The organism is Clostridium sp. AWRP (assembly GCF_004006395.2).
In the GTDB taxonomy this organism is placed as follows: domain Bacteria; phylum Bacillota; class Clostridia; order Clostridiales; family Clostridiaceae; genus Clostridium_B.
Genome location: NZ_CP029758.2, coordinates 3,802,741 through 3,823,292, shown reverse-complemented (window position 1 = coordinate 3,823,292; position 20,552 = coordinate 3,802,741). Strand labels below are relative to the sequence as shown.

18 protein-coding genes and 1 riboswitch are annotated in these 20,552 nt (G+C 30.4%); of the genes, 10 read left to right on the top strand and 8 right to left on the bottom strand.

Annotation, left to right across the window (positions count from 1 at the left end):
• Positions 1-212: 212 nt before the first annotated feature.
• Both DMR38_RS17785 and DMR38_RS17780 read right to left on the bottom strand, forming a co-directional pair.
• Positions 213-857: an undecaprenyl diphosphate synthase family protein gene (locus DMR38_RS17785; RefSeq protein ID WP_127722585.1), complete on the bottom strand. Its 645-nt coding sequence runs from the start codon at positions 855-857 to the stop codon at positions 213-215.
• Positions 858-952: 95 nt separating this feature from the next.
• Positions 953-1,801, bottom strand: a complete 849-nt coding sequence (locus tag DMR38_RS17780; RefSeq protein WP_127722584.1) for a YitT family protein — start codon at positions 1,799-1,801, stop codon at positions 953-955.
• Positions 1,802-2,242: 441 nt separating this feature from the next.
• Here DMR38_RS17780 and greA point away from each other — a divergent pair, with 441 nt between their 5' ends.
• The gene (gene greA, locus DMR38_RS17775) at positions 2,243-2,707 is read left to right on the top strand and encodes a transcription elongation factor GreA (protein ID WP_013240169.1); all 465 of its coding nucleotides are present in this window, start codon (positions 2,243-2,245) and stop codon (positions 2,705-2,707) included.
• Positions 2,708-2,807: 100 nt separating this feature from the next.
• A riboswitch (SAM riboswitch) is annotated at positions 2,808-2,908 on the top strand.
• Positions 2,909-3,051: 143 nt separating this feature from the next.
• On the opposite strand, the gene DMR38_RS17770 is transcribed toward greA, so the two are convergent.
• Both DMR38_RS17770 and DMR38_RS17765 read right to left on the bottom strand, forming a co-directional pair.
• Positions 3,052-3,621, bottom strand: a complete 570-nt coding sequence (locus DMR38_RS17770; RefSeq protein ID WP_127722582.1) for a flavin reductase family protein — start codon at positions 3,619-3,621, stop codon at positions 3,052-3,054.
• Between the two features lie 216 nt (positions 3,622-3,837).
• Positions 3,838-5,415 carry a DEAD/DEAH box helicase gene (locus DMR38_RS17765; protein ID WP_127722580.1) on the bottom strand — a complete coding sequence of 526 codons (1,578 nt, stop codon included), beginning with the start codon at positions 5,413-5,415 and terminating at the stop codon, positions 3,838-3,840.
• A 184-nt stretch (positions 5,416-5,599) separates the two neighbouring features.
• Between DMR38_RS17765 and DMR38_RS17760 the strand changes: the two genes are divergently transcribed.
• The 3 genes from DMR38_RS17760 to DMR38_RS17750 all read left to right on the top strand — a co-directional run bounded on the left by DMR38_RS17760 (position 5,600) and on the right by DMR38_RS17750 (position 8,992).
• On the top strand, positions 5,600-6,850 hold the full coding sequence (locus DMR38_RS17760; protein ID WP_127722578.1) for a pitrilysin family protein: 1,251 nt from the start codon (positions 5,600-5,602) through the stop codon (positions 6,848-6,850).
• A gap of 32 nt (positions 6,851-6,882) precedes the next feature.
• The gene (recX, locus tag DMR38_RS17755) at positions 6,883-7,734 is read left to right on the top strand and encodes a recombination regulator RecX (RefSeq protein WP_127722576.1); all 852 of its coding nucleotides are present in this window, start codon (positions 6,883-6,885) and stop codon (positions 7,732-7,734) included.
• Positions 7,735-7,804: 70 nt separating this feature from the next.
• Positions 7,805-8,992 (top strand): transglutaminase-like domain-containing protein, encoded by a 1,188-nt coding sequence (locus DMR38_RS17750; protein ID WP_127722574.1) that lies wholly within the window; start codon positions 7,805-7,807, stop codon positions 8,990-8,992.
• Positions 8,993-9,034: 42 nt separating this feature from the next.
• On the opposite strand, the gene DMR38_RS17745 is transcribed toward DMR38_RS17750, so the two are convergent.
• The gene (locus tag DMR38_RS17745; RefSeq protein WP_127722572.1) at positions 9,035-9,394 is read right to left on the bottom strand and encodes a tetratricopeptide repeat protein; all 360 of its coding nucleotides are present in this window, start codon (positions 9,392-9,394) and stop codon (positions 9,035-9,037) included.
• 224 nt (positions 9,395-9,618) lie between these two features.
• Between DMR38_RS17745 and DMR38_RS17740 the strand changes: the two genes are divergently transcribed.
• The 4 genes from DMR38_RS17740 to DMR38_RS17730 all read left to right on the top strand — a co-directional run bounded on the left by DMR38_RS17740 (position 9,619) and on the right by DMR38_RS17730 (position 11,599).
• On the top strand, positions 9,619-10,086 hold the full coding sequence (locus tag DMR38_RS17740) for a hypothetical protein (RefSeq protein WP_127722570.1): 468 nt from the start codon (positions 9,619-9,621) through the stop codon (positions 10,084-10,086).
• 44 nt (positions 10,087-10,130) lie between these two features.
• Complete coding sequence (locus DMR38_RS22405) at positions 10,131-10,427, top strand: hypothetical protein (RefSeq protein WP_243124345.1); 297 nt, start codon at positions 10,131-10,133, stop codon at positions 10,425-10,427.
• Positions 10,414-10,689 carry a hypothetical protein gene (locus DMR38_RS22400; RefSeq protein WP_243124343.1) on the top strand — a complete coding sequence of 92 codons (276 nt, stop codon included), beginning with the start codon at positions 10,414-10,416 and terminating at the stop codon, positions 10,687-10,689. The genes DMR38_RS22405 and DMR38_RS22400 overlap by 14 nt, the downstream gene beginning before the upstream one ends.
• A gap of 148 nt (positions 10,690-10,837) precedes the next feature.
• Positions 10,838-11,599, top strand: coding sequence for an EFR1 family ferrodoxin (locus DMR38_RS17730; RefSeq protein WP_127722568.1), 762 nt, complete (start codon positions 10,838-10,840; stop codon positions 11,597-11,599).
• A 256-nt stretch (positions 11,600-11,855) separates the two neighbouring features.
• Here DMR38_RS17730 and DMR38_RS17725 read toward each other — a convergent pair whose 3' ends face one another.
• Both DMR38_RS17725 and DMR38_RS17720 read right to left on the bottom strand, forming a co-directional pair.
• Positions 11,856-12,659 carry an ABC transporter permease gene (locus DMR38_RS17725; protein WP_127724149.1) on the bottom strand — a complete coding sequence of 268 codons (804 nt, stop codon included), beginning with the start codon at positions 12,657-12,659 and terminating at the stop codon, positions 11,856-11,858.
• Positions 12,659-13,417, bottom strand: coding sequence for an ABC transporter ATP-binding protein (locus DMR38_RS17720; RefSeq protein WP_127722566.1), 759 nt, complete (start codon positions 13,415-13,417; stop codon positions 12,659-12,661). The genes DMR38_RS17725 and DMR38_RS17720 overlap by 1 nt, the downstream gene beginning before the upstream one ends.
• Positions 13,418-13,968: 551 nt before the next feature.
• On the opposite strand from DMR38_RS17720, the gene DMR38_RS17715 reads away from it, so the two are divergent.
• The gene (locus tag DMR38_RS17715) at positions 13,969-18,264 is read left to right on the top strand and encodes a 2-hydroxyacyl-CoA dehydratase (protein ID WP_127722564.1); all 4,296 of its coding nucleotides are present in this window, start codon (positions 13,969-13,971) and stop codon (positions 18,262-18,264) included.
• Positions 18,265-18,593: 329 nt separating this feature from the next.
• Positions 18,594-18,875 carry an ABC transporter substrate-binding protein gene (locus DMR38_RS17710; protein WP_127722562.1) on the top strand — a complete coding sequence of 94 codons (282 nt, stop codon included), beginning with the start codon at positions 18,594-18,596 and terminating at the stop codon, positions 18,873-18,875.
• Here DMR38_RS17710 and DMR38_RS17705 read toward each other — a convergent pair.
• Positions 18,862-20,499, bottom strand: coding sequence for a recombinase family protein (locus tag DMR38_RS17705; RefSeq protein WP_127722560.1), 1,638 nt, complete (start codon positions 20,497-20,499; stop codon positions 18,862-18,864). The genes DMR38_RS17710 and DMR38_RS17705 overlap by 14 nt on opposite strands.
• Positions 20,500-20,552: the final 53 nt, after the last annotated feature.

The following is a 20,552-nucleotide window of genomic DNA, read 5'->3' as shown; positions in this document are numbered from 1 at the left end:
ACGCACAATTTATTATATGTAAATTAAATAAATATGATTATAGGTATTCTAATTTAAATTTAAACTTATACATAAAATGTAATGACAAAATTGAAAGCACCTTTAAAAGCTTTAGACTTGTCAAAAGTTTTTATGGTGCTAAAATTTGTCATTATATGCTTTGTATAAAGTAACTTTCAATCTAGAAACTTTATATTTAAATTAGGAGAAAATTATCCACCTAAAGTTATATCCTGGTCATTATACCATTTTAGAGCATTCATCAAATGTTCCATTTTAAAATCAGGCCAATAGTCATCTATTATGTAAAAATCTGAATATACAGATTGAACTGGTAAAAATCCACTGAGCCTTCTTCTACCACCCCATCTTATTATTAAATCTACTCTTGATATATCATGGGAATTTATACTGGATATAATGGAATGTCTATTTGTAGTTGATAAATTTTTAGTTTTACCTAAGTCCCATTCCCATCCATAATTTACTAAAAAATTAACCTTTATTCCCCCTTTACCGAAGTCTTTTCTAACCGTGTAAGGGAGAAGTTCTTTTGGAAACATAGGAGAGTTAGAATTTCCAACTACCAAAAGAGAAGCATTTTCTTTTGAAAGTATTTTTACAGCTTCTACACAAGCTTTGGTAAAGGCTTTAGCTTGAATTGCTGGTCTTTTAGTATTATCTGTAGTGAATCCATAATAGGTTAATTCATTTATCCCTAATTTTTCACATAATTTAAATAATTCTATTCCAGGTTTTAGACCAAAACTATATCCTTTTTCTTTACTTAACCCTCTTTTAACTGCCCAGCGCCTGTTTCCATCTGGAATTATACCTATGTGATTTGGCAGTGCCATTTTTACATCCTCCTCTAGTTTTAGTACTAATTTAAATTATTACCAGGAGTTGAATTATTATTCTATAAATTAAATATAAAAAACTGAACAGTTTTTTATATTATACGAGTAAATCCTTCTCCTAGTACTTCATTTATATCATTTACAGTAATAAAGGCTTTGTCATCTAAAACTTTTATATAATTTTTTAACTTCAAAAATTGTTTTCTATCTAAAATGGTGGTTATAACTTCTTTATTGCTATTTTTATAGGCTCCTTTGGCATAATATATAGTTGCACTTCTAGATAGTTCATTTACAATATATTTTTTTATATTTTCACCATTGTTACTTATTATAGCCACTTGCTTATAGGAGTTCAAACTTAATATAACTTTATCAATTATAGTAGAATTCAATATTACTCCAAGAATTGCATACATTCCCTTATTTACTCCAAGTATTAGGGTTGCTGCTATAGTTATTGCGATGTCTGCCATTAAAACAGATTTGCCTATACTTATTTGAGTGTATTTGTTTATTATTTTTGCAATTATATCTGTTCCACCAGTAGAGGCGTTTAAGTTAAATACAATTCCCATACCTAATCCACATATGAGTATGCCTAATATGAGTTGAATTAAAATATCATTGCTGAAAGGCTTTATATTAGGGTACATTTTTCCCATTAAAAGTACAAGAGCAGATATAGAAAAGCTACAAAATATGGTTTTACCACCAAACACAGGTCCTATTACAATTATACCAATGGTAAAAAGTATAACTTCCATGCCCATCATTAAAAGACCTATTGGAATACTTGGAAATATACTATTTATAATTATGGCTATACCGCTTGTTCCTCCAGCTGCTATATGATTTGGAGCTAGGAAAAAATAAGTGCCAAAAGCTACAAAAAGTGAACCTACTAGTATAAGAAAAATATCTTTCAAATTTATTTTCATAAGTTAAAGCCTCCTATATATAATTTCTATTTAATTTCGTAGTTTATTCATCAAAAAAAGCACATAAAACCCAAGTAAGAAAGTCTTAGATTTATATGCTCTCATTACACACAAATTTATTGTGAGAATGTCTTTTTAAATTTACTTCCAATAATATTATATAATGATAAATATTTTAATGTCAATATGATCTTAACGTCACATTATTTGCAAAATATGGGCTTAAATAGTATGAATAATAAGTGATTTTATCATTTAACTTGTATTATTTAATTAGTAATATTATAATAAAATAGTAAAGTAAATAAATGTATAAAAGCTATTAAACTTATACAAAATTTATCAAGTTTCGCAGCAAAGCCTTATCAATGAATCTTACTTAGTGGAAGTGTTACAGTAGGTAGCCATCAGATAAAATTTAGAATAGTGGGTGATTTTTTTATGCAGGATGTGATTCTTACAGAATCAGGTAAAAAAAAGTTAGAAGATGAATTAGAATACTTAAAAACAGTTAAAAGGGTAGAAATCAAGTTAGCGTTGAAAGCAGCACGTGCACAAGGTGATTTAAGTGAAAATGCAGATTATGATGCTGCAAAAGATGATCAATCTATGACTGAGACTAGAATACAGGAACTCGAAGCTCAGCTCAAAAATGCAGTAATAATAGAAAGTTCTTCGGAAGCAGACGTATTCGATATAAATAAAACTGCATTAGTAAAATTTTGTGACGTAGATGAAACTGAAGAAGTTACTTTAGTTAGTACAGTAGAAGCAGATGTTAAAAATATGAAGATAAGTATAGAGTCTCCTTTAGGAAAGGCACTTTATAAACTAAAAGTAGGTCAAAAGGCAACTGTGGCATCTCCTGATGGAAGTTATGATGTGCAAGTTGAAAAATTATTGTAAAATAAATTTGTTGAATGTTTTATTTTTATAAGTTAAATTGCTTAAAATATGTTGACAAATAATTAGCAGTTTGCTACATTTTATTAAATTAAATAATAAGTTCTTATCAAGAGCGGCAGAGGGACTGGCCATATGAAGCCCGGCAACCTGTATGTGATTCAATTGTGTCAATTCCAGCAGGTATTGCCTTAAAGATAAGAAGTGGAAGAATATTAATCTTCCTGTAGGGATACCTACAGGAAGATTTTTTTGAGCATCAAAAGTTTTTAGTGTAATAAAGTTTGTTGGTATGTGATTGTTATAAGTAAACTTTCTACTTAGAAACTCTGTAGTCTAATTTGAAACTATCTTTTCTTTTTAACAGAAAATCCGAATTTACCTAGAGGCTTTGAATTTAAAGGAAAGTATTCTCCGTGAGAATAGCATATGAGATCGGCTTTTTCTAAATGTATTTTACCCTTATTATCTATTAGATTTTCATCTACGTGAACCGATAAAATTTCAGCTATAAATAAATGATGGCTTCCAAGAGGAATTATACTTTTAACCTTGCATTCCATGTTAACAGCACATTCTTTAATACAAGGAACGAATATTTTTTCACTTTTTTCTAATTCTAATTTGCATTCTTTTATTTTATTAAAGTCTCTGCCAGATTTTACACCGCATAAATCTACAATTCTGGTTAAATTTCTAGAAGGAAGATTTACTGCAAATTCCATTGTCTCCTTTATGTATTTATAGGATAATCTCTCTGGTTTTATGGCTATAGTAATCATAGGGGGTTTAGTACATGCATTGCCTACCCAGGCAGCAGTGAACACATTTATATCACTATTTTTACTTTTTGAAGTTATAAGTACTGAAGGTACAGGATTCAGCATACAACTGCCTTTAAAAAATATTTTAGACATTGTAAATCTCCTTTTCTATTAAATTATTCTTTTAAAATCTATTTAATATGAGGTATCATGGTAAATATTATTATGATAAAAATTTGTAATTATAATTTAGAAACAATATTTTTAAATTACAAAAAGCCCCAAAACCCTTAAATTGAGACGTATTCCTTGGGACATAGGGCTTAATTGTTTTATTATAAGACGTGTAAACAGTATACTAAAAGTAAACTAATGAGATTTTTTACTTTTAGCCACTTCAACGGAAACTCTTCTTCCCTGAAGTTTTTTACCATTAGTTTTTTTCAATATAATAGAAGATACTCTTTCTGGAACATTTATAAATGTAAATTTATTTAGTATATCTATATCACCTATTTCATAGGCTTCAACTGAAGAAGTTTCACTTATAAATTTTAAAAGTTTTCTAGGAGTTAAATTATCCATTCTACCTATGGAGAGGAATAATCTAACATCTTTTTCATCTACAGTTAAGGAATTTTCCTTATAATCAAAGCTTAATTCTTTGTCAAAAATTATTTTCATAAGGGCAGCTGCTACGTCTACTAGATTGTACTCTTCATCTAATTCAGTTGCTATAGGAATAAAATTTTTATAATTGTCTTCAGATATAATGTTTCTAACTTGCTCTTCTATATTTTTATACTTGGCTTCATAGATATCATCTACTGTAGGAATTTCTTTCCTTCTTATCTTACTCTTGGTAAACTTCTCTATTTGCTTTAAAAGTATGTATTCTCTAGGTGTTACTAAGGAATAGGCAATACCTTCTTTGTTTGCCCTTCCGGTTCTTCCAATTCTATGGACATAAGATTCTGTGTCCTGTGGGAGGTCATAATTTATAACGTGGGAAACATTTTCTACGTCTATACCTCTTGCAGCTACATCTGTGGCAACTAGGAATTCAAGGGAACCTTCTTTAAACTTTCTAAGGGTATTTAATCTCTGGTTTTGTCCCATATCACCGTGCATACCTTCTACATTGTATCCTCTAGCCTGCAAACCCTCTACTAATTCATCTACTCCACGTTTAGTTTTGCAAAATATTATAGCACTTGAAGGTTCATCTACATCTAGAATTCTACATAAAGATTCAAATCTATCTTTTTGCTTTATCTCATAGTAATATTGTTTTGTTTTTTCTACAGTCAATGTGTTTTTAGCTATTTTTATGCACTTAATATTTGACTTCATATATCTGGAAGATAACTTCCTTATTTGATCTGGCATAGTAGCAGAGAACAGCAATGTCTGTCTGTCAGAATTTGCGGCTTTTATTATGTTTTCTATATCTTCTATAAAACCCATATCCAACATTTCATCTGCTTCATCTAATATTAAAAATTCTATATTGCTAAGATCTAAAGTTTTTCTCTTTATATGATCAAGTATTCTTCCAGGGGTGCCTACTACTACATCTACACCTCTTTTTAAAGATCTAATTTGTCTGTCTATAGGTTGACCACCGTATATAGGTAATAGGGCTACTTTTTTGAATTTAGCAATTCTGGACAACTCATCATTTACTTGAATTGCAAGTTCTCGGGTGGGAGTAACTATAAGAGCTGAGATGTGTTTACTTTTGGTAGTTATTTTGCTTAACATAGGTGCTCCAAAAGCTAAAGTCTTTCCTGTACCTGTCTGTGCCTGACCGATTACATCATTCCCATCTAGTATTACAGGGATTGATTCAGCTTGAATTTGAGATGGTTCTTCAAATCCCATATTATCAATTGCTTGAAGAACCTTAGGATCTAAATTTAAATCACTAAAATTAATATTTTCCATTAAAACTCCTCTTTCTTTTTTATATTACAAAACAAAGTTTATCATATCATAGTATATACATATTATCAAATTTTAATTTAGTTTTCTGTAATTAGCAATTAGTCTAATTTTATGCTCTTTCTATTTGACTGTATATAAATTATAATATAATGTACGATAGTTTTTATTTTAAAGGAGAATTTATATGTTTGATGCTAGACAAAAAGTTTTACCTAATGGTATAAAACTTATTACTATAAAAAGAGATACTTATATAGCGGCTTTTCATGCTGGAATTAAAATAGGAGCTATATATGAAAGTGTTCAGGAGAAGGGTATATCACATTTTATTGAACATATGCTTTTTAAAGGTACTAAGTCTAGAGACAATAAGAAATTAAACAATGATTTAGAAATTTTGGGTGGAGAATATAATGCATATACAGACAATAATTCTACAGTGTATAGTATTACCTCATTAAGGGAAGAATTAGAAAAGTCTATGGAAATTATTTCCGATATGTTTATAAATTCTATATTTCCGGATGAAGAAATTGAAAAGGAAAGAGAAGTTATATTATCAGAAATAAAAAGCAGTAAAGATGATATAGAAACGTATAGTTTTGAAAAAGTAAATAAGTTAGCTTTTAAAAAAGGTCCATTAAGATTTGATACTGCAGGAGATGAAGAGGGAGTAACTAAATTTACAAGGAAAGATTTAGTAGAATTTTATAATAATTATTATGTTCCTAATAATTGTTTCATAACAGTAGTTTCTTCTTACGAACACGAAGAAATTTATGATTTGGTATGGAAATATTTTAAAGACTGGAAGTACAGAAAATTTACTAGAAACGACATAATAATTGAACAAAATATACCCTGTAGGGAAGTTTCTTATAAAAAAGATATAGAGCAGAGTACTATTGTGTATCTTTTTACTTTTTATGGATTAAGTAAAAAAGAGGAATTGGCACTTAAAATATTGAATCATAGATTTGGTGAAAGCAGCAATTCTATTTTATTTAGAAAACTAAGAGAGGAAAAAGGACTTGCTTATGACGTATATACGGATTTGGATTTGACTACGGGAGTAAAGACTTTATATATATATACTTCAGTCAGTGAAAAGAATATAAAATCTGCTATGGATACTATAGAAAAATGTATATATAAAGTAAAGAATGAGGAAATAAAATTTGATGATAATACTATAAGCTTAATGAAGAAGATATTAAAAACTGCAGTAGTATTTACCCTTGAAGATGCCACGGATATAGGAAATTATGTTTTACATCAGGCTATAGAAGGTGAAAGTATATATAAATGTGTCGATGATATAGATGAAATTGAAAGTATAACTAGAGAAAATATATACGAAGTGGCTAGGACTGTCTTAAAAGATCCAACGGTTCATGTTTTAAAAAGAGAATCTAAACGCAGCAGTTTTCACTAATGAAATTACATATAATATAGGGGAGGGTTAGGTTGAGTAATTATACAGTAACTAAAATTGAATTACAAAAGAAAAATAAAGGTAGAGTAAATGTATATATAAATGAAGAATTTGCATTTGCCTGCAGTGTAGAACTTGTGTATAGTTATGGCATATCAAAGGGAACGTCTGTTGATATGAATTATTTAAAAAGTATAATCGAAGAAGATAATTTTATAAAATGTAAAAGTTGTGCATTGAAAATTATAGAGAAAGTTTATAAAACAGAAAAACAGATGAAGGATAAATTAGCTCAAAAACAATATGATGAAAATGCTATTTCAAGAACTATAAAGTTTTTAAAAGAATACAAATTCATAGATGATGATAAGTTTACAGAACTTTATATAAAAGAAAAAATTTATTCTCAAGGTAAAAATAAAATAAGATATTCCCTCATTAGAAAAGGAATAAGTGAGGATATTATAAGTAAAAAATTGGACCTTATAGATGAAGAGCAGGAGGAAAAAGCTGCTTTTAACATAGCACAAAAAAAGTGTATTATGCTTATAAAAAGCGAAGACAACTTAAGAAAAGTATATGAAAAATTGGGAAACTACTTGGCAAGAAGCGGATATAGTTTTGAAAAAGCAAGGACAGTATCGGATAAAGTCATAAAAAAGTATGCCAAGCTAGAAGATGAGAAAAAGGAAAGTTTTCAAGAAAATATGCAGGAAAAAAGAAAGGATGAATTATATAATCTGGCAAGCAAAAGGTATAGGATAATAACTAAATCAGAAACAGATAGAAACAAAATATATAGGCGGCTTGGAGAATATCTTTTAAGAAGGGGGTATTTATGGACAGATATAAAGAATACGATAAATGAATTATTAAAGGATTAGAATGCTTGTATATGAAGTGATGTACAACCACTATCAATAAATTTTTTGCCATTTAGAGGTGATTATTATTATGAAAGTAAACCCTATAACTTTAATGATAGGGGTAATATTTTTATATCCCATCATAAAGGGATTTCTATTTAAGTTTTCTTCTAATGATTTAAAGTTGGATATTGATGATGTAAGCAGAAGTATTTCATTTATAATATCTCTGATAATAGGGATATATTTTGGTAAAAAGATATTTATACAGCATGATCGGGGTATATATGAAAAAATATATAATTTAATACCTCAAAATCTTACACAATACTTTGATAACAATAACTTTATAGTATATGCAGTTCTGCTTCCTATTCTAATATTTATATGTTATAGAATAATAAAATTACTTTTGAATTTAGTAAATCGTATTATTTTCTATCCAGTGTTAGATAGTATAGATAGGTTTTTGAGACCAAAGGGAAATATGTTTAAGAGAGCAGCAGGAATGGTATTTCAGCTGCCTAAGGCAATATGTTATGCTCTTTTAGTTGTATTTGTATTAAATATAATGTCTATATTAAATGTAAGTCCTAAATTGAGCACATACTTAGAGGGATCAAAGCCTTATAAGAGCATTTGCAAAGAAGTAGTTATTCCTGTTACCAATTCTACTATTGCAAAACAACTGCCAAATGTAATAAATAATTCTTTTAAAATAGTAATAAGAAATGCAAATTCGAATGAAACAAAGAGTGTAGATCAATTAGATAGGGTTAAAAATGAAGCCAATACAGTAGTTTATTATAATGGAGTTACTTTAGATGAAGGAGTAAAATCTAATAGTGAAATAAATAGTTTAGCTAAAGCACTTGCTTCAGAAGGTGGTAATACCGATGAAAGAGCAGAGATGTTATATAATTGGATAGGTACTAATATAGGCTATGACCATGAAAAAGCCAATAAAGTGTTAAACAATGAGTTCAATGTAAAATCAGGTGCAATCCCAACTTTTTATTCTAGAAAGGGAATTTGTTTTGACTATTCTTGTTTGTACGTAGCTATGGCTAGAGCTAATAACATGAAGGTAAGGCTTATAACTGGAGAGGGATTTAATGGAATAAGCTGGGTAAGCCATGCGTGGAATCAAGTATATATTCCTGAAAAAAGTAGATGGATAAATGTGGATACTACCTTTTACAAAGGGGGAAATTATTTTGACAGCAGGAGATTTCAACTTGATCATAAAGATGCACAGATAGCAGGAGAATGGTAGCATAATTAAGTTCCACTCATATTTTGTTAGAGTGGAACTTAATTATTTTGATTTTGTCATATAGTTTTTCAATATGGAATTTATTGCTTTTTCACAATCAGAGTCATCATTATTCAGGCACCATGCATTGTTAAAATATATAAGGGCTTTTTTGTTATCTTTTAGCATAGTGTAGCAATATCCAAGGTTAAAAAAGTATTTACTTTCTCTTTTTATATTTAGGGCAGAATTTAATAAATTAATTGCTTTTTTATAATCTTTAAGTTTTATGAAACATACTGCTGAATTATACAGTGAGGATGCTTCATTATCTTTTATTTGTATTGCCTTTTCATACATATCAATAGCTTTTTTGTAATCTCTGTCATTGTAGTATTCGTTAGCTTCTTGAAAGTAGCTCATTTTAATCCTCCTCGGTTCCTATGGAATTTCATAGTTCTCTAGTAAATTTATATCCACATTTTCTAAAAATATTCCATTTATATTTTAAAAATATACTAAGAGGTAATTCTAAGCAAGAGATATAGTAAGATGTAATTGATTGTAAATAATTATGGTATGAGGTAAAATTTAAATATAATTACATATATATAAAATTAAATATTTATTGAAAGGTGGTTTATTAAATGAAAGTTAGAAATAAATATACATTATTAATAATAGTATTAATAGTCATTATAGGATTTGTATTAATGAAAACTGTCTATAACAACTACGTTAACAATGCTAAGCAACAAGTTTCTGATATAGATTTGAAAAATTTTGATTTAAAAAATCAATGGGCTTACTATACGTGGAATTCTTTTGATGATTCTCCCAAATTACCAAAAAAATTTAAAAGTTTCACTGGAACACAAGTACTTGATTCTGTGAACTTAAAAAATGGAAATTCTATAAATTTAAACTTTGAGTCTGATGTTAAAAAAGGTAAATTTAACATAGTAGTTATAGATGACAAATATAATATTTTGAAAGTAATAAAAGCAAATTCAAATGGGAAAGAAAAAATAAGTGTCACACAAGATGGAAAATATAAAGTTGAAATGCTAGGTAAAAATGCTAGAGGAAAAGCGTTTGCATATTGGAGTAAATAAATCGTATAGATTAAACATCCTGAGAAGTGGGGGACGAGGTAAAAGTGAAAAAATGTTTTAAAAGTCTTATTTTGATAATTTTTACTTTAATACTTATTATTAGCGTTGGGTGCAGCAATTCAAAAGTAACTGATAATAAAAATATTGAACCTGGATCTAAAAGAGTAATAAATGAAGTAACATCAAATTATATTATGGAGTACTATTCTCATATATTAACCAACGCTGACAAGGTCTTTGAAGCACACAAATTATATGCAATTGAACAGAAAGATGGATTAATAAATGTTTATATTTATACATTATTTGAAGGGTACGCATTTGCTAATGGAAAATGCTAATGGAAAATTTGGATCTTCATGCGGCGGATCAAATCCAGCACTCGTTGTGTTGAGAAAAGATAAGGATAAATTTACTGTTGTCAAATTTCAACAGCCAGAAGATGGAGATGAATGTGGACCATCTATAAAAAGAATGTTTCCACGTAAATATGCAGAGGAAGCTATGAGTGATTCAGGTGGTGATTTAGGATTAGAAAAACAAATAAAATTAAATGCTAAAAAGTGGTTAAAGGCACAGAGGGAAGGAGCGAATCACTTTTAGAAGAATAAAACCTACCGTTTGCACATAAAGAAAAAACTTATACTATGATATCAAGTAGTAAAGGTGGAGTAGCTGAGAATAAATGTGAAGTGATAGATGTAATTTTTATTAGCTTTACAATAGCAGAAAGAAACGAGGTAGTAAACATATGTTAGGAATATATTTTAGCGGAACAGGTAACACAAAGCATTGTATTGAACTATTTGTAAAAGAACTTGACTCAGAAGCAAAGTGTATTTCCATTGAAGATGCTACAGTTTTAGATGAAATCAATAAAAGTGATTTTATCGTTTTGGCGTATCCGATTTATTTTAGCAATTTGCCTAAAATAGTGAGGAATTTTATTTTAAAGAATAAATCTAAATTCACTGGAAAAAAAGTTTTTATCATTGCAACCATGGGTTTGTTTAGTGGTGATGGTGCTGGCTGCAGCGCAAGGCTACTTGCAAAATGTGGTGCCGAGGTTGTTGGTGGACTTCATTTAAAAATGCCTGATTGTATAGGCGATGAAAAAGCATTAAAGAAAACAATAGAGCAAAATAAGGTTATTGTAAAGCAAGCGTATATAAAAATAAAAAGGTCCGCGAATAGTCTAAAAAACAGGCATGTCACACAAGAGGGAATTGGTATTCTCTATCACATTGCGGGTCTTTTTGGTCAAAGACTTTGGTTTTATGGTAAAACTAAAAATTATTCAGATAAGTTAAAAATCAACACTGAAAAATGTGTTGGTTGTGGGGTATGTACGAAGCTATGTCCCATGAAAAACTTGTCTATTGTAAATCAGACAGCGGTGCAAAACGGAAAATGCACTATGTGCTATCGATGTATCAGCAATTGTCCTCAACAAGCAATTACTTTGTTAGGGAAAAATCTATATGAGCAATGCAAAATAGAGAAATATCTCTGATGAAAAAAATGAGCATAATACTAAGATGACAAACTTCAACTTATATGAATGCATAAAAAAATAATGCGAAGCAAAGCTTCGCAAGTTAAGAATTAATAATGAAAAGTTAATAGTGAAGGATGATTTTTAGCTGTCACAAAAAATTTTTGAATTTATATAAATCAGCAATGCTTTGCTTTAGCGAAACGAGTGGTGAAAATCTACATTAACTATTAATTTTTCATTCTTAACTATTAATTATTTGCAATCCCTCAATTTAATGAAGCATTATTTTTGTCAGTTTTTTCTCTGCAAGTTCTACTGCTCTGTACATTAGATAAGCTAAAATTGAAAGTATGATTATGCTAACCATTACTGTATCTAACTGTGATATTTGGCCTCCGTATATGATTAAGAAACCAAGGCCTTCTTTTGCTACCAGGAATTCTCCCATTATTACGCCAACCCAGGACAGGCCTACGTTTATTTTCAAAGCAGATATTAAAGTAGGTACTGAAGAAGGTATTATAAGATAAGTGAGAATTTGTAGCTTTGAAGCTCCAAAAGTTTTTAGAAGCCTGATTTTATCTCTATCTACAGTTTTAAACCCATGAAATACATTTATTATGGTCACAACTACAGAAATTAATATGGTTATTACAATGATAGTTGACATACCATTCCCTGCCCAAAATATTATTATAGGTGCTAAGGCAATTTTAGGAAGAGCATTTAATACAACTATATAAGGGTCAAGTACATCTGAAATGAAGTCAGACCACCAGAGAAGTATGGCAATTATAGTTCCAAGAACTGTGCTAAGTAAAAATCCCAGTATAGTTTCATAACAAGTTATGCCAATATGTCTAAATAGAGTTCCTTCTGCATAGAGCTTTATAAGGTTTTTCCACATTCTAGAAGGAGTACTGGTTAGAAAAGGATCTATCCATCCGAGGTCGCCTGCTATTTCCCATAATGCAAAAAAAGCTATTAAAATTATAATTCTGCTTAATATGACTTTCTTTTTTCTAGTTACTATATTGTTTATATATATTTGGTGTTCCTTGTTGTAATCCAACATTAATAATTCAACTCCTTCCATATGCTGTTAAAGTAAATCCTGAATTCTGGATCTTCCCTGCATTTTAAAGGAGAATTATAAGATTCACTGAAAGTTATATCAAATATTTTTTTGATTTTAGCAGGTCTTTTTGAAAGTACTACTATTCTATTTGACATAGATATAGCCTCTGATATATCGTGGGTTACCATTATGACTGTTTTTCCTTCCCTCTTCAATATTTTAAATATTTCATCACTTATATTTAATCTAGTCTGATAATCTAGTGCTGAGAAAGGCTCGTCTAAAAGTAGAACTTCAGGATTTAGGGCAAGAGTTCTTATTAAGGCAACCTTTTGGCGCATGCCCCCCGATAGTTCATCTGGATAATAATTTACAAAGTCCATGAGACCATAATTTTTAAGTAGAGAAGTTAACTTATCTTTGTATAAGTCTGGTGATTTATGTTGTATCCTTATACCAAGAGTTATATTGTTCCACACGCTGGACCATTCAAATAGGTGATCTCTTTGAAACATATATCCAAGTTTTGAGGAAGCAGAAGCTAAGGGTTCATTGTCTATAAATATTTCACCACAAGAAGGTTTTATAAGACCTGCTATTATATTTAAAAGTGTAGTTTTTCCACAACCTGATGGACCTACTATGCTTAAAAATTCTCCTTCTTCTACGGAAAAGTTTATATTAGTCAAAGCTTTAGTAAATCCTTTAAGTGAATGGTAGTTCATAAATACATCTTTTACTGTTAATTTACTCAAAATATCATCTCCCGCCAGTTTACAGTTATTAATTGGCATTTATTGGGCTTAGGCATTTTCTTTGAGATGCCCTATTACAAACTATGATTTATTATATGAAAGCTCATAATTTATTGTTCCTGACAGAAAAAACTATAATAGCACAAAAATTCAATGCATGACAATGAGAATACTCACATAAAATCAAAGATTTGGAATATCTGCTTGCACACAGCGAAAGCGACTATGCCAAATTAAAGATTTGGAATATCTGCTTTTCTAACTAAGTAAGATTTATTGATATTATGGTAATATTTTAAACTTAAAATTAATTAAGGGGTAACATGTGTTATAATATAGTTACTGAATTAGATTTAAACACAGTTTAAATCCAAGTTGTATTGTAACTATGCGGCGTATTCATAGAATTATTTTCTAAATATGGGTTGTAATGGTATATACTATAAAGCATATGGATAAAAGCTATTATTTCCTGTTTATTGTTAGGTGAAAATATATTACAATATCAATGTATTATTTTAAATTATTATTTTATTAAAAGGTGATTGCTTATGAAAAATTTATTTCACGTAGGTCTTGATGTAGGTTCAACTACAGTAAAAATAGTTATATCAGATATTAAAGATAGTATAGTATATCATAAATATCAAAGGCATTTTTCTGATATAAAAAGTACTATAGCTAAAGTTATTAAAGATGCCTATGAAAAATTAAAGGATTCAAATATCACTGTAATGGTTACGGGTTCAGGTGGGTTATCTGTATCTAAGTGGCTTGACATACCATTTATTCAAGAAGTAGTAGCTTGTACTAATACTATAGAACAATTTATACCGGAGACGGATGTGGCAATAGAATTAGGTGGTGAAGATGCCAAGATAACATTTTTTGATGGTGGAATTGATCAAAGAATGAATGGAACTTGTGCAGGTGGAACAGGTGCATTTATAGACCAAATGGCATCTCTTCTTCAAACAGATGCACAGGGGCTAAATGAATTAGCTAAAAATTACAAAGTGATTTATCCTATAGCAGCAAGATGCGGGGTATTTGCTAAAACTGATATACAACCTCTTTTAAATGAGGGAGCTGCAAAAGAAGATATTGCAGTATCTGTATTTCAATCAGTTGTAAATCAGACAATAAGTGGACTTGCTTGTGGAAAAGTTATAAAAGGTAATGTGGCATTTCTAGGTGGACCACTATATTTTTTATCAGAACTTAGAAAAAGATTTATAGAAACTTTAAAGCTTACGGATAGTCAGGTGATTTTCCCTGAAAATCCTCAGCTGTTTGTGGCACTTGGAGCAGCTATTTCTTCTAAAAATGGGAAAGTTATTTCTGCTGAAAATTTAGTAGACAGGCTTCCTAATTTAAGCAATTCATTAGCAGATGAAATACAAACCATAAGGCCATTATTTAAAGATGAGAACGAATTAAATGAATTTAAGAAAAGACACAGTACCAGCGTGGTAAAAAGAGCAGAATTGAATACATTTAGAGGAAACTGCTATCTTGGAATAGATGCAGGCTCAACTACAACTAAGGCGGCACTTATAGATGAAGAAGGAAATTTACTTTATTCCTTTTATAAGGGTAATGAAGGCAGCCCTTTAAAGTCGTCTGTAAGAATATTGAAAGATTTATATAAAAAGATGCCTGAAGGTGCACATATAGTAAGTTCAGCAGTTACAGGTTATGGAGAAAATCTTATAAAAGCAGCACTGCATATAGATGTAGGTGAAGTTGAAACTATTGCACACTATAAGGCAGCAGAATTTTTCCAGCCTGGAGTAGATTTTATACTGGATATTGGTGGACAGGATATGAAGTGCTTGAAGGTTAAGGACAAGGTAATTGACAGTGTAATTTTAAATGAAGCCTGCTCATCTGGATGTGGATCTTTCTTAGAGACTTTTGCTAAATCACTTAATATGAGTGTAGAAGACTTTGCAAAAGCTGCGGAAACTTCTCAAAAACCTGTGGATTTAGGTTCCAGGTGTACTGTATTTATGAACTCGAGAGTTAAACAAGCTCAAAAGGAAGGAGCTTCAGTAGGGGATATATCTGCAGGACTTTCTTATTCAATTATAAAAAATGCTTTATTTAAAGTAATAAAGATGAGAAATTCAAAAGAATTTGGAGAAAAGGTAATAGTACAAGGAGGAACTTTTTATAATGATGCTGTACTTAGGGCCTTTGAAATCATATCTGACAGGGAAGTAGTAAGACCTGATATAGCGGGGCTTATGGGAGCATTTGGATCTGCAATTATTGCAAAGGAAAGACATCAGGCTGGGTGTGAAAGTACACTTTTAAGTGAAAATGAACTAGGCAATTTTACATCAGAAGTATCTATGAGAAGATGCGGAAAGTGTGCTAACAACTGTCTTTTAACTATAAACAAATTTTCTGACGGAAAAGAATTTATATCTGGAAACAGGTGCGAAAGAGGTGCAGGATTAGAGCGTAAAAGTCAAGATGTGCCTGATATTTTTGCCTATAAGTATAAAAGAATATTTAATTACATTCCTCTTAAAAAGAGTGAGGCAAAAAGAGGGATAGTAGGGATACCTCGAGTGTTAAATTTATACGAAAATTATCCATTTTGGTTTACATTTTTCACTGAGTTGGGATTTAGAGTAGAAATATCTTCCCGTTCATCAAAGAGAATTTACGAACTTGGAATAGAAACAATACCTTCTGAGTCAGTTTGCTATCCAGGAAAGATGGTTCACGGACATATAATGGATCTTATAAATAAAGGAGTAAATTTTATATTCTATCCATGTATACCTTATGAGAAAAAAGAACAAGAAAAGGCAGATAATAACTATAACTGTCCTATAGTAACGTCTTATCCTGAAGTTATAAAAAATAATATGGATATATTAAAGGAGAAAGATATCAATTTTAAAAATCCATTTTTGTCTTTGAATAATGAACCAAAGCTTGCAGATAGACTAGGGGAAGAACTTAAAGAGTTTAATATACCTCAAAAGGAAATATCCTCTGCAGTGGCAAAAGCTTTTGAAGAGAGTAGAAAGGTAAAAAATGATATAAGGTCAAAAGGTGAAGAAGTAATAAAATATCTTAAAGATACAGGTAAAAAGGGCATAGTACTTGCAGGAAGACCTTACCATATTGATCCGGAAATAAATCATGGTATACCTAACATAATAACATCTTATGGCATGGCAGTACTCACTGAGGATTCTGTGGCACACCTTGGAGTAGTAGAAAGACCTTTAAGGGTAGTAGATCAATGGGTATATCATTCTAGATTATATGCTGCGGCAAGTTTTGTGGCTAAACAGAACAATATAGAGCTTGTACAATTAAATTCCTTTGGCTGTGGATTAGATGCAGTAACTACAGATCAAACTCAGGAAATATTAAATAAATACGGAAAGATATATACAGTACTTAAAATTGATGAGGGTAGTAATTTGGGGGCTGTTAAAATAAGAATGCGTTCCCTTAAGGCAGCTATTGAAGAAAGAGATAAATCTGGTTTTAGACCTCATAAAGTTGGAACTGATTATAAAAAAGTACTGTTTACTGAAGAAATGAGGAAAAAGCATACTATATTATGTCCTCAGATGTCACCTATACATTTTCAATTTCTGCAGGAAGCTTTTAGGGCATCTGGATATAACCTGGAGGTACTACCTTCTGTAGATAAGAAAGCAGTAGATGAGGGACTTAAGTATGTAAATAACGATGCCTGCTATCCTTCCATAATAGTAGTTGGACAAATGATAGAGGCACTAAAGTCTGGAAAATATGACTTAAATAATACTTCTTTAATAATTTCTCAAACAGGGGGAGGATGCAGGGCTACAAACTATATAGGTTTCTTAAGAAAAGCACTTAGAGAAGCTGGTATGGAAAATATACCTGTAATATCCCTTAACACAGTGGGATTAGAAAAAAATCCAGGATTTAAAATTACCCTTGGACTTGTAAATAAGGCTATGATTGCGCTTTTATATGGAGACTTGTTTATGAGAGTGTTGTACAAAGTAAGGCCTTATGAAAAGATACAGGGATCTGCAAATACTCTTTATAGAAAATGGGTTGATAAATGTAAGGAGAGTGTTAAAAGTGGAAGTCACAGCGAATTTAAAAAAAATATATACAGTATAGTAGAAGACTTCGACAATCTTGAATTAAATAAAGTTAAAAAGCCTAAAGTTGGAGTAGTAGGGGAGATATTAGTTAAGTTCCATCCTACAGCTAACAACAATATTGTAGATGTTTTGGAAAAAGAAGGTGCGGAAGCAGTAGTTCCCGACTTGACAGATTTTCTTTTGTATTGTGCTTATGATGCTGAATTCAAATATAAATATTTGGCTGGAAGTTATAAGGACAATATCGTAAATAAATGGGCAATTAAATGTATTGAATATTTTAGAAGGCATATGCGAAAAGCTCTTGAAAATAGTAAAAGGTTCACTCCACCATCAGATATTGAAGAACTGGCAAAGTATGCTTCTAAAGTACTTTCTATAGGAAATCAAACAGGTGAAGGCTGGTTTTTGACAGCTGAAATGATAGAACTTATAAGAAGTGGAACAAAAAATATCGTATGTATGCAGCCTTTTGCGTGTCTGCCTAACCATGTAACAGGTAAGGGAATGATAAAGGAATTAAAGAGAAGATACAAGGGAAGTAATATTGCTGCTATAGACTATGATCCAGGAGCAAGTGAAGTAAATCAGTTAAATAGATTAAAACTTATGCTGTCTGTGGCATTTAAATCTATGGAAAATGAGACTCCTATTCGGAAACAGAAAGAGAAATTAGCACCTAAAGCAGTGCTTGTACAAAGTGGAACTAAATAATATGGGGTTTCTAAGCAAAAATCAACGTATACTCCACATATTTTTTACAATCCTCAGCTCGATTAAATATTTTGATAAGACTAAGTAAAAAATTCTAAAATCTAAGGGCTTTTGAAAACTCGTACCTCAAACAATTCGAAAGTCCTTAGATTTTCAAAATACCGAGCTTTAGACTTGTCGAAAGTTTTTATGGCGTTGAAATTTGTTATTATATGATTTGTATAAGTTAATTTTCATTTAGAAACTCTATAGAGTTTCTAAACATTTTAACATAATTGTAGTATTTTTCATATTAATAATATAAATATTAATGTTTTTTGGAGGATTTTATGACTAGAAAGAAGTTTTGCATAAGTTGTATTTTACTCTCATTTATATTTATAGTTACTATTTTTACAGGATGCGGTGGTAAGAAAGATAGCAAGGCATTAGTTACAGTAAAATTGAATGAGGTAGCAAGATCTGTATTTTATGCGCCTATGTATGTGGCAATAAATAAGGGAATGTTTAAAGATCAGGGGATAAATATAGATCTAACAACAGGTCAAGGTGCAGAAGCTGCCATATCAAAAACACAAGAAGACGCAATCTGTGAAATTACGTCTTCTTAATATTGGTATCACATCCAATAAGATTTATTTGTAAAATTTCATCTTTACCATACCAAACTATATTTTTTATTAAAGACTTTAAAAGCAATTTTTTACTGTCAATATCCATTGCAGCAAAGAACTTTTTAAAATCCAAAAGCTGATCTTTTATTGAATTTAGAAATTCTTTAGAACAGACAGTTGAATTTATAGAAGTTGATAATTTGGTTATTTTATTTTCCAAATCCACATTTTCTTTTCTTATATCAGACATTTCCTTTTTTATTATTTGCAAAATATCTATATTGTCATCCAGAAGAGAGAATTTTTTAATCAAACCTTTAAGAATTTTGCCATTAGCATCAATCTTTTTTTTAAATCTAAGCATTTGTTTGGAAGATCTATCTCTATTTATCTTATTTGACGAATCTGATTTATAAATACGTAAAAGAGCAGATATATCCAAATGCAAAAGATATTTTTCTACGTATTCTTCTGCCTTATAGGCATTTAACATTTTATTTTTGCATCTGCTGCTTGCTCTATTTTTTAAATTGCACCTGTAATAGCGTTCTAAGAAATCTTTCTTTTTATTGTAATGAGACCAGGAGGACATTCCTGATCCGCATTCACCACAAATAATCATCCCTGAAAGCAAAAATTTTCTGCCAGTGCCACAGCGAGGAGAAGATTTTTTCTTACTTTCCTTTAGTATATTGCGGCACCTTATCCATATATCAGAGCTCACAACGGCTTCATGTTTGCCCACAGATACAATCCATTTATCTATAGGGTTTTCTTTTTTGCCTCCTGTTTTTTTATTATATACCATAAGTCCGTGATTTCCGTCAGGAATTCCACAAGTTAAAGCTCCTTTACTTTTAAACCAGTTAAATATTCTTTCATCTGCTGTACAGTATACAGGATTTAGTATTATTTGCTGTACGGTTCCTCGGGAAAATTCTCCTCCGTTTTTACCTTTGTACTTATTTTTACAAAGATAACTTGCAGTGGAACTGAAATTTTTTTTACTCAAGTATAGGTTATAAATGAACTTTACAAGATTTATTTCAGCTGGTACACTGCTTAACTTAAACATTTTTTTCCCTTTACCGTTAGAGTTGGCATATTTTACAGGTTCAGATTTAAATCCAAGAGGTGAAGTGCCTCCAAGCCATCTACCTGTTTTAGCAAGTTCCAGCATATTATCCCGCACTCTTTCTGCTATGGTTTCTCGTTCCAGTTGGGCAAATACTGCAGCTATGTTCATCATCGCCCTGCCCATGGCGGAAGATGTGTCAAATTGTTCTTTAATGGAAATGAAAGATACATTATATTTATTTAGAATTTCAAGAGTCCCTGCAAAATCAGCTACATTTCTTGATATTCTATCAAGTCTGTAGCATATTAAGTGAGTGAATTTTTTCTTTTTTATATCTGACATCAATTTTTGAAATTGAGGTCTTTTAATATTAGAACCACTAAAGCCCTCATCTTCATATATCTTTATTTCCTCAATATTGTCATACATCCTGTTTAAATATTCCCGGCACATCTCTACCTGGTTTCCTATGGACTCACCTTTGTCTGTGAATTTTGATTTCCTTGAGTATATGGCAGCCTTTATTATGATTAACACCCCCATCTATTTATATAATATTAATCACCTTTTAAAATTAATCTCATATTATGGTAAAA

Excerpts from the sequence above, each read along its gene's own strand:
- DMR38_RS17785 (WP_127722585.1), bottom strand. The coding sequence starts at position 857 with ATGGCACTGCCAAATCACATAGGTATAATTCCAGATGGAAACAGGCGC.
- DMR38_RS17780 (WP_127722584.1), bottom strand. The coding sequence starts at position 1,801 with ATGAAAATAAATTTGAAAGATATTTTTCTTATACTAGTAGGTTCACTT.
- greA (WP_013240169.1), top strand. The coding sequence starts at position 2,243 with ATGCAGGATGTGATTCTTACAGAATCAGGTAAAAAAAAGTTAGAAGAT.
- DMR38_RS17770 (WP_127722582.1), bottom strand. The coding sequence starts at position 3,621 with ATGTCTAAAATATTTTTTAAAGGCAGTTGTATGCTGAATCCTGTACCT.
- DMR38_RS17765 (WP_127722580.1), bottom strand. The coding sequence starts at position 5,415 with ATGGAAAATATTAATTTTAGTGATTTAAATTTAGATCCTAAGGTTCTT.
- DMR38_RS17760 (WP_127722578.1), top strand. The coding sequence starts at position 5,600 with ATGTTTGATGCTAGACAAAAAGTTTTACCTAATGGTATAAAACTTATT.
- DMR38_RS17750 (WP_127722574.1), top strand. The coding sequence starts at position 7,805 with ATGAAAGTAAACCCTATAACTTTAATGATAGGGGTAATATTTTTATAT.
- DMR38_RS17745 (WP_127722572.1), bottom strand. The coding sequence starts at position 9,394 with ATGAGCTACTTTCAAGAAGCTAACGAATACTACAATGACAGAGATTAC.
- DMR38_RS17740 (WP_127722570.1), top strand. The coding sequence starts at position 9,619 with ATGAAAGTTAGAAATAAATATACATTATTAATAATAGTATTAATAGTC.
- DMR38_RS22400 (WP_243124343.1), top strand. The coding sequence starts at position 10,414 with ATGGAAAATGCTAATGGAAAATTTGGATCTTCATGCGGCGGATCAAAT.
- DMR38_RS17730 (WP_127722568.1), top strand. The coding sequence starts at position 10,838 with ATGTTAGGAATATATTTTAGCGGAACAGGTAACACAAAGCATTGTATT.
- DMR38_RS17725 (WP_127724149.1), bottom strand. The coding sequence starts at position 12,659 with ATGTTGGATTACAACAAGGAACACCAAATATATATAAACAATATAGTA.
- DMR38_RS17715 (WP_127722564.1), top strand. The coding sequence starts at position 13,969 with ATGAAAAATTTATTTCACGTAGGTCTTGATGTAGGTTCAACTACAGTA.
- DMR38_RS17710 (WP_127722562.1), top strand. The coding sequence starts at position 18,594 with ATGACTAGAAAGAAGTTTTGCATAAGTTGTATTTTACTCTCATTTATA.
- DMR38_RS17705 (WP_127722560.1), bottom strand. The coding sequence starts at position 20,499 with ATGGGGGTGTTAATCATAATAAAGGCTGCCATATACTCAAGGAAATCA.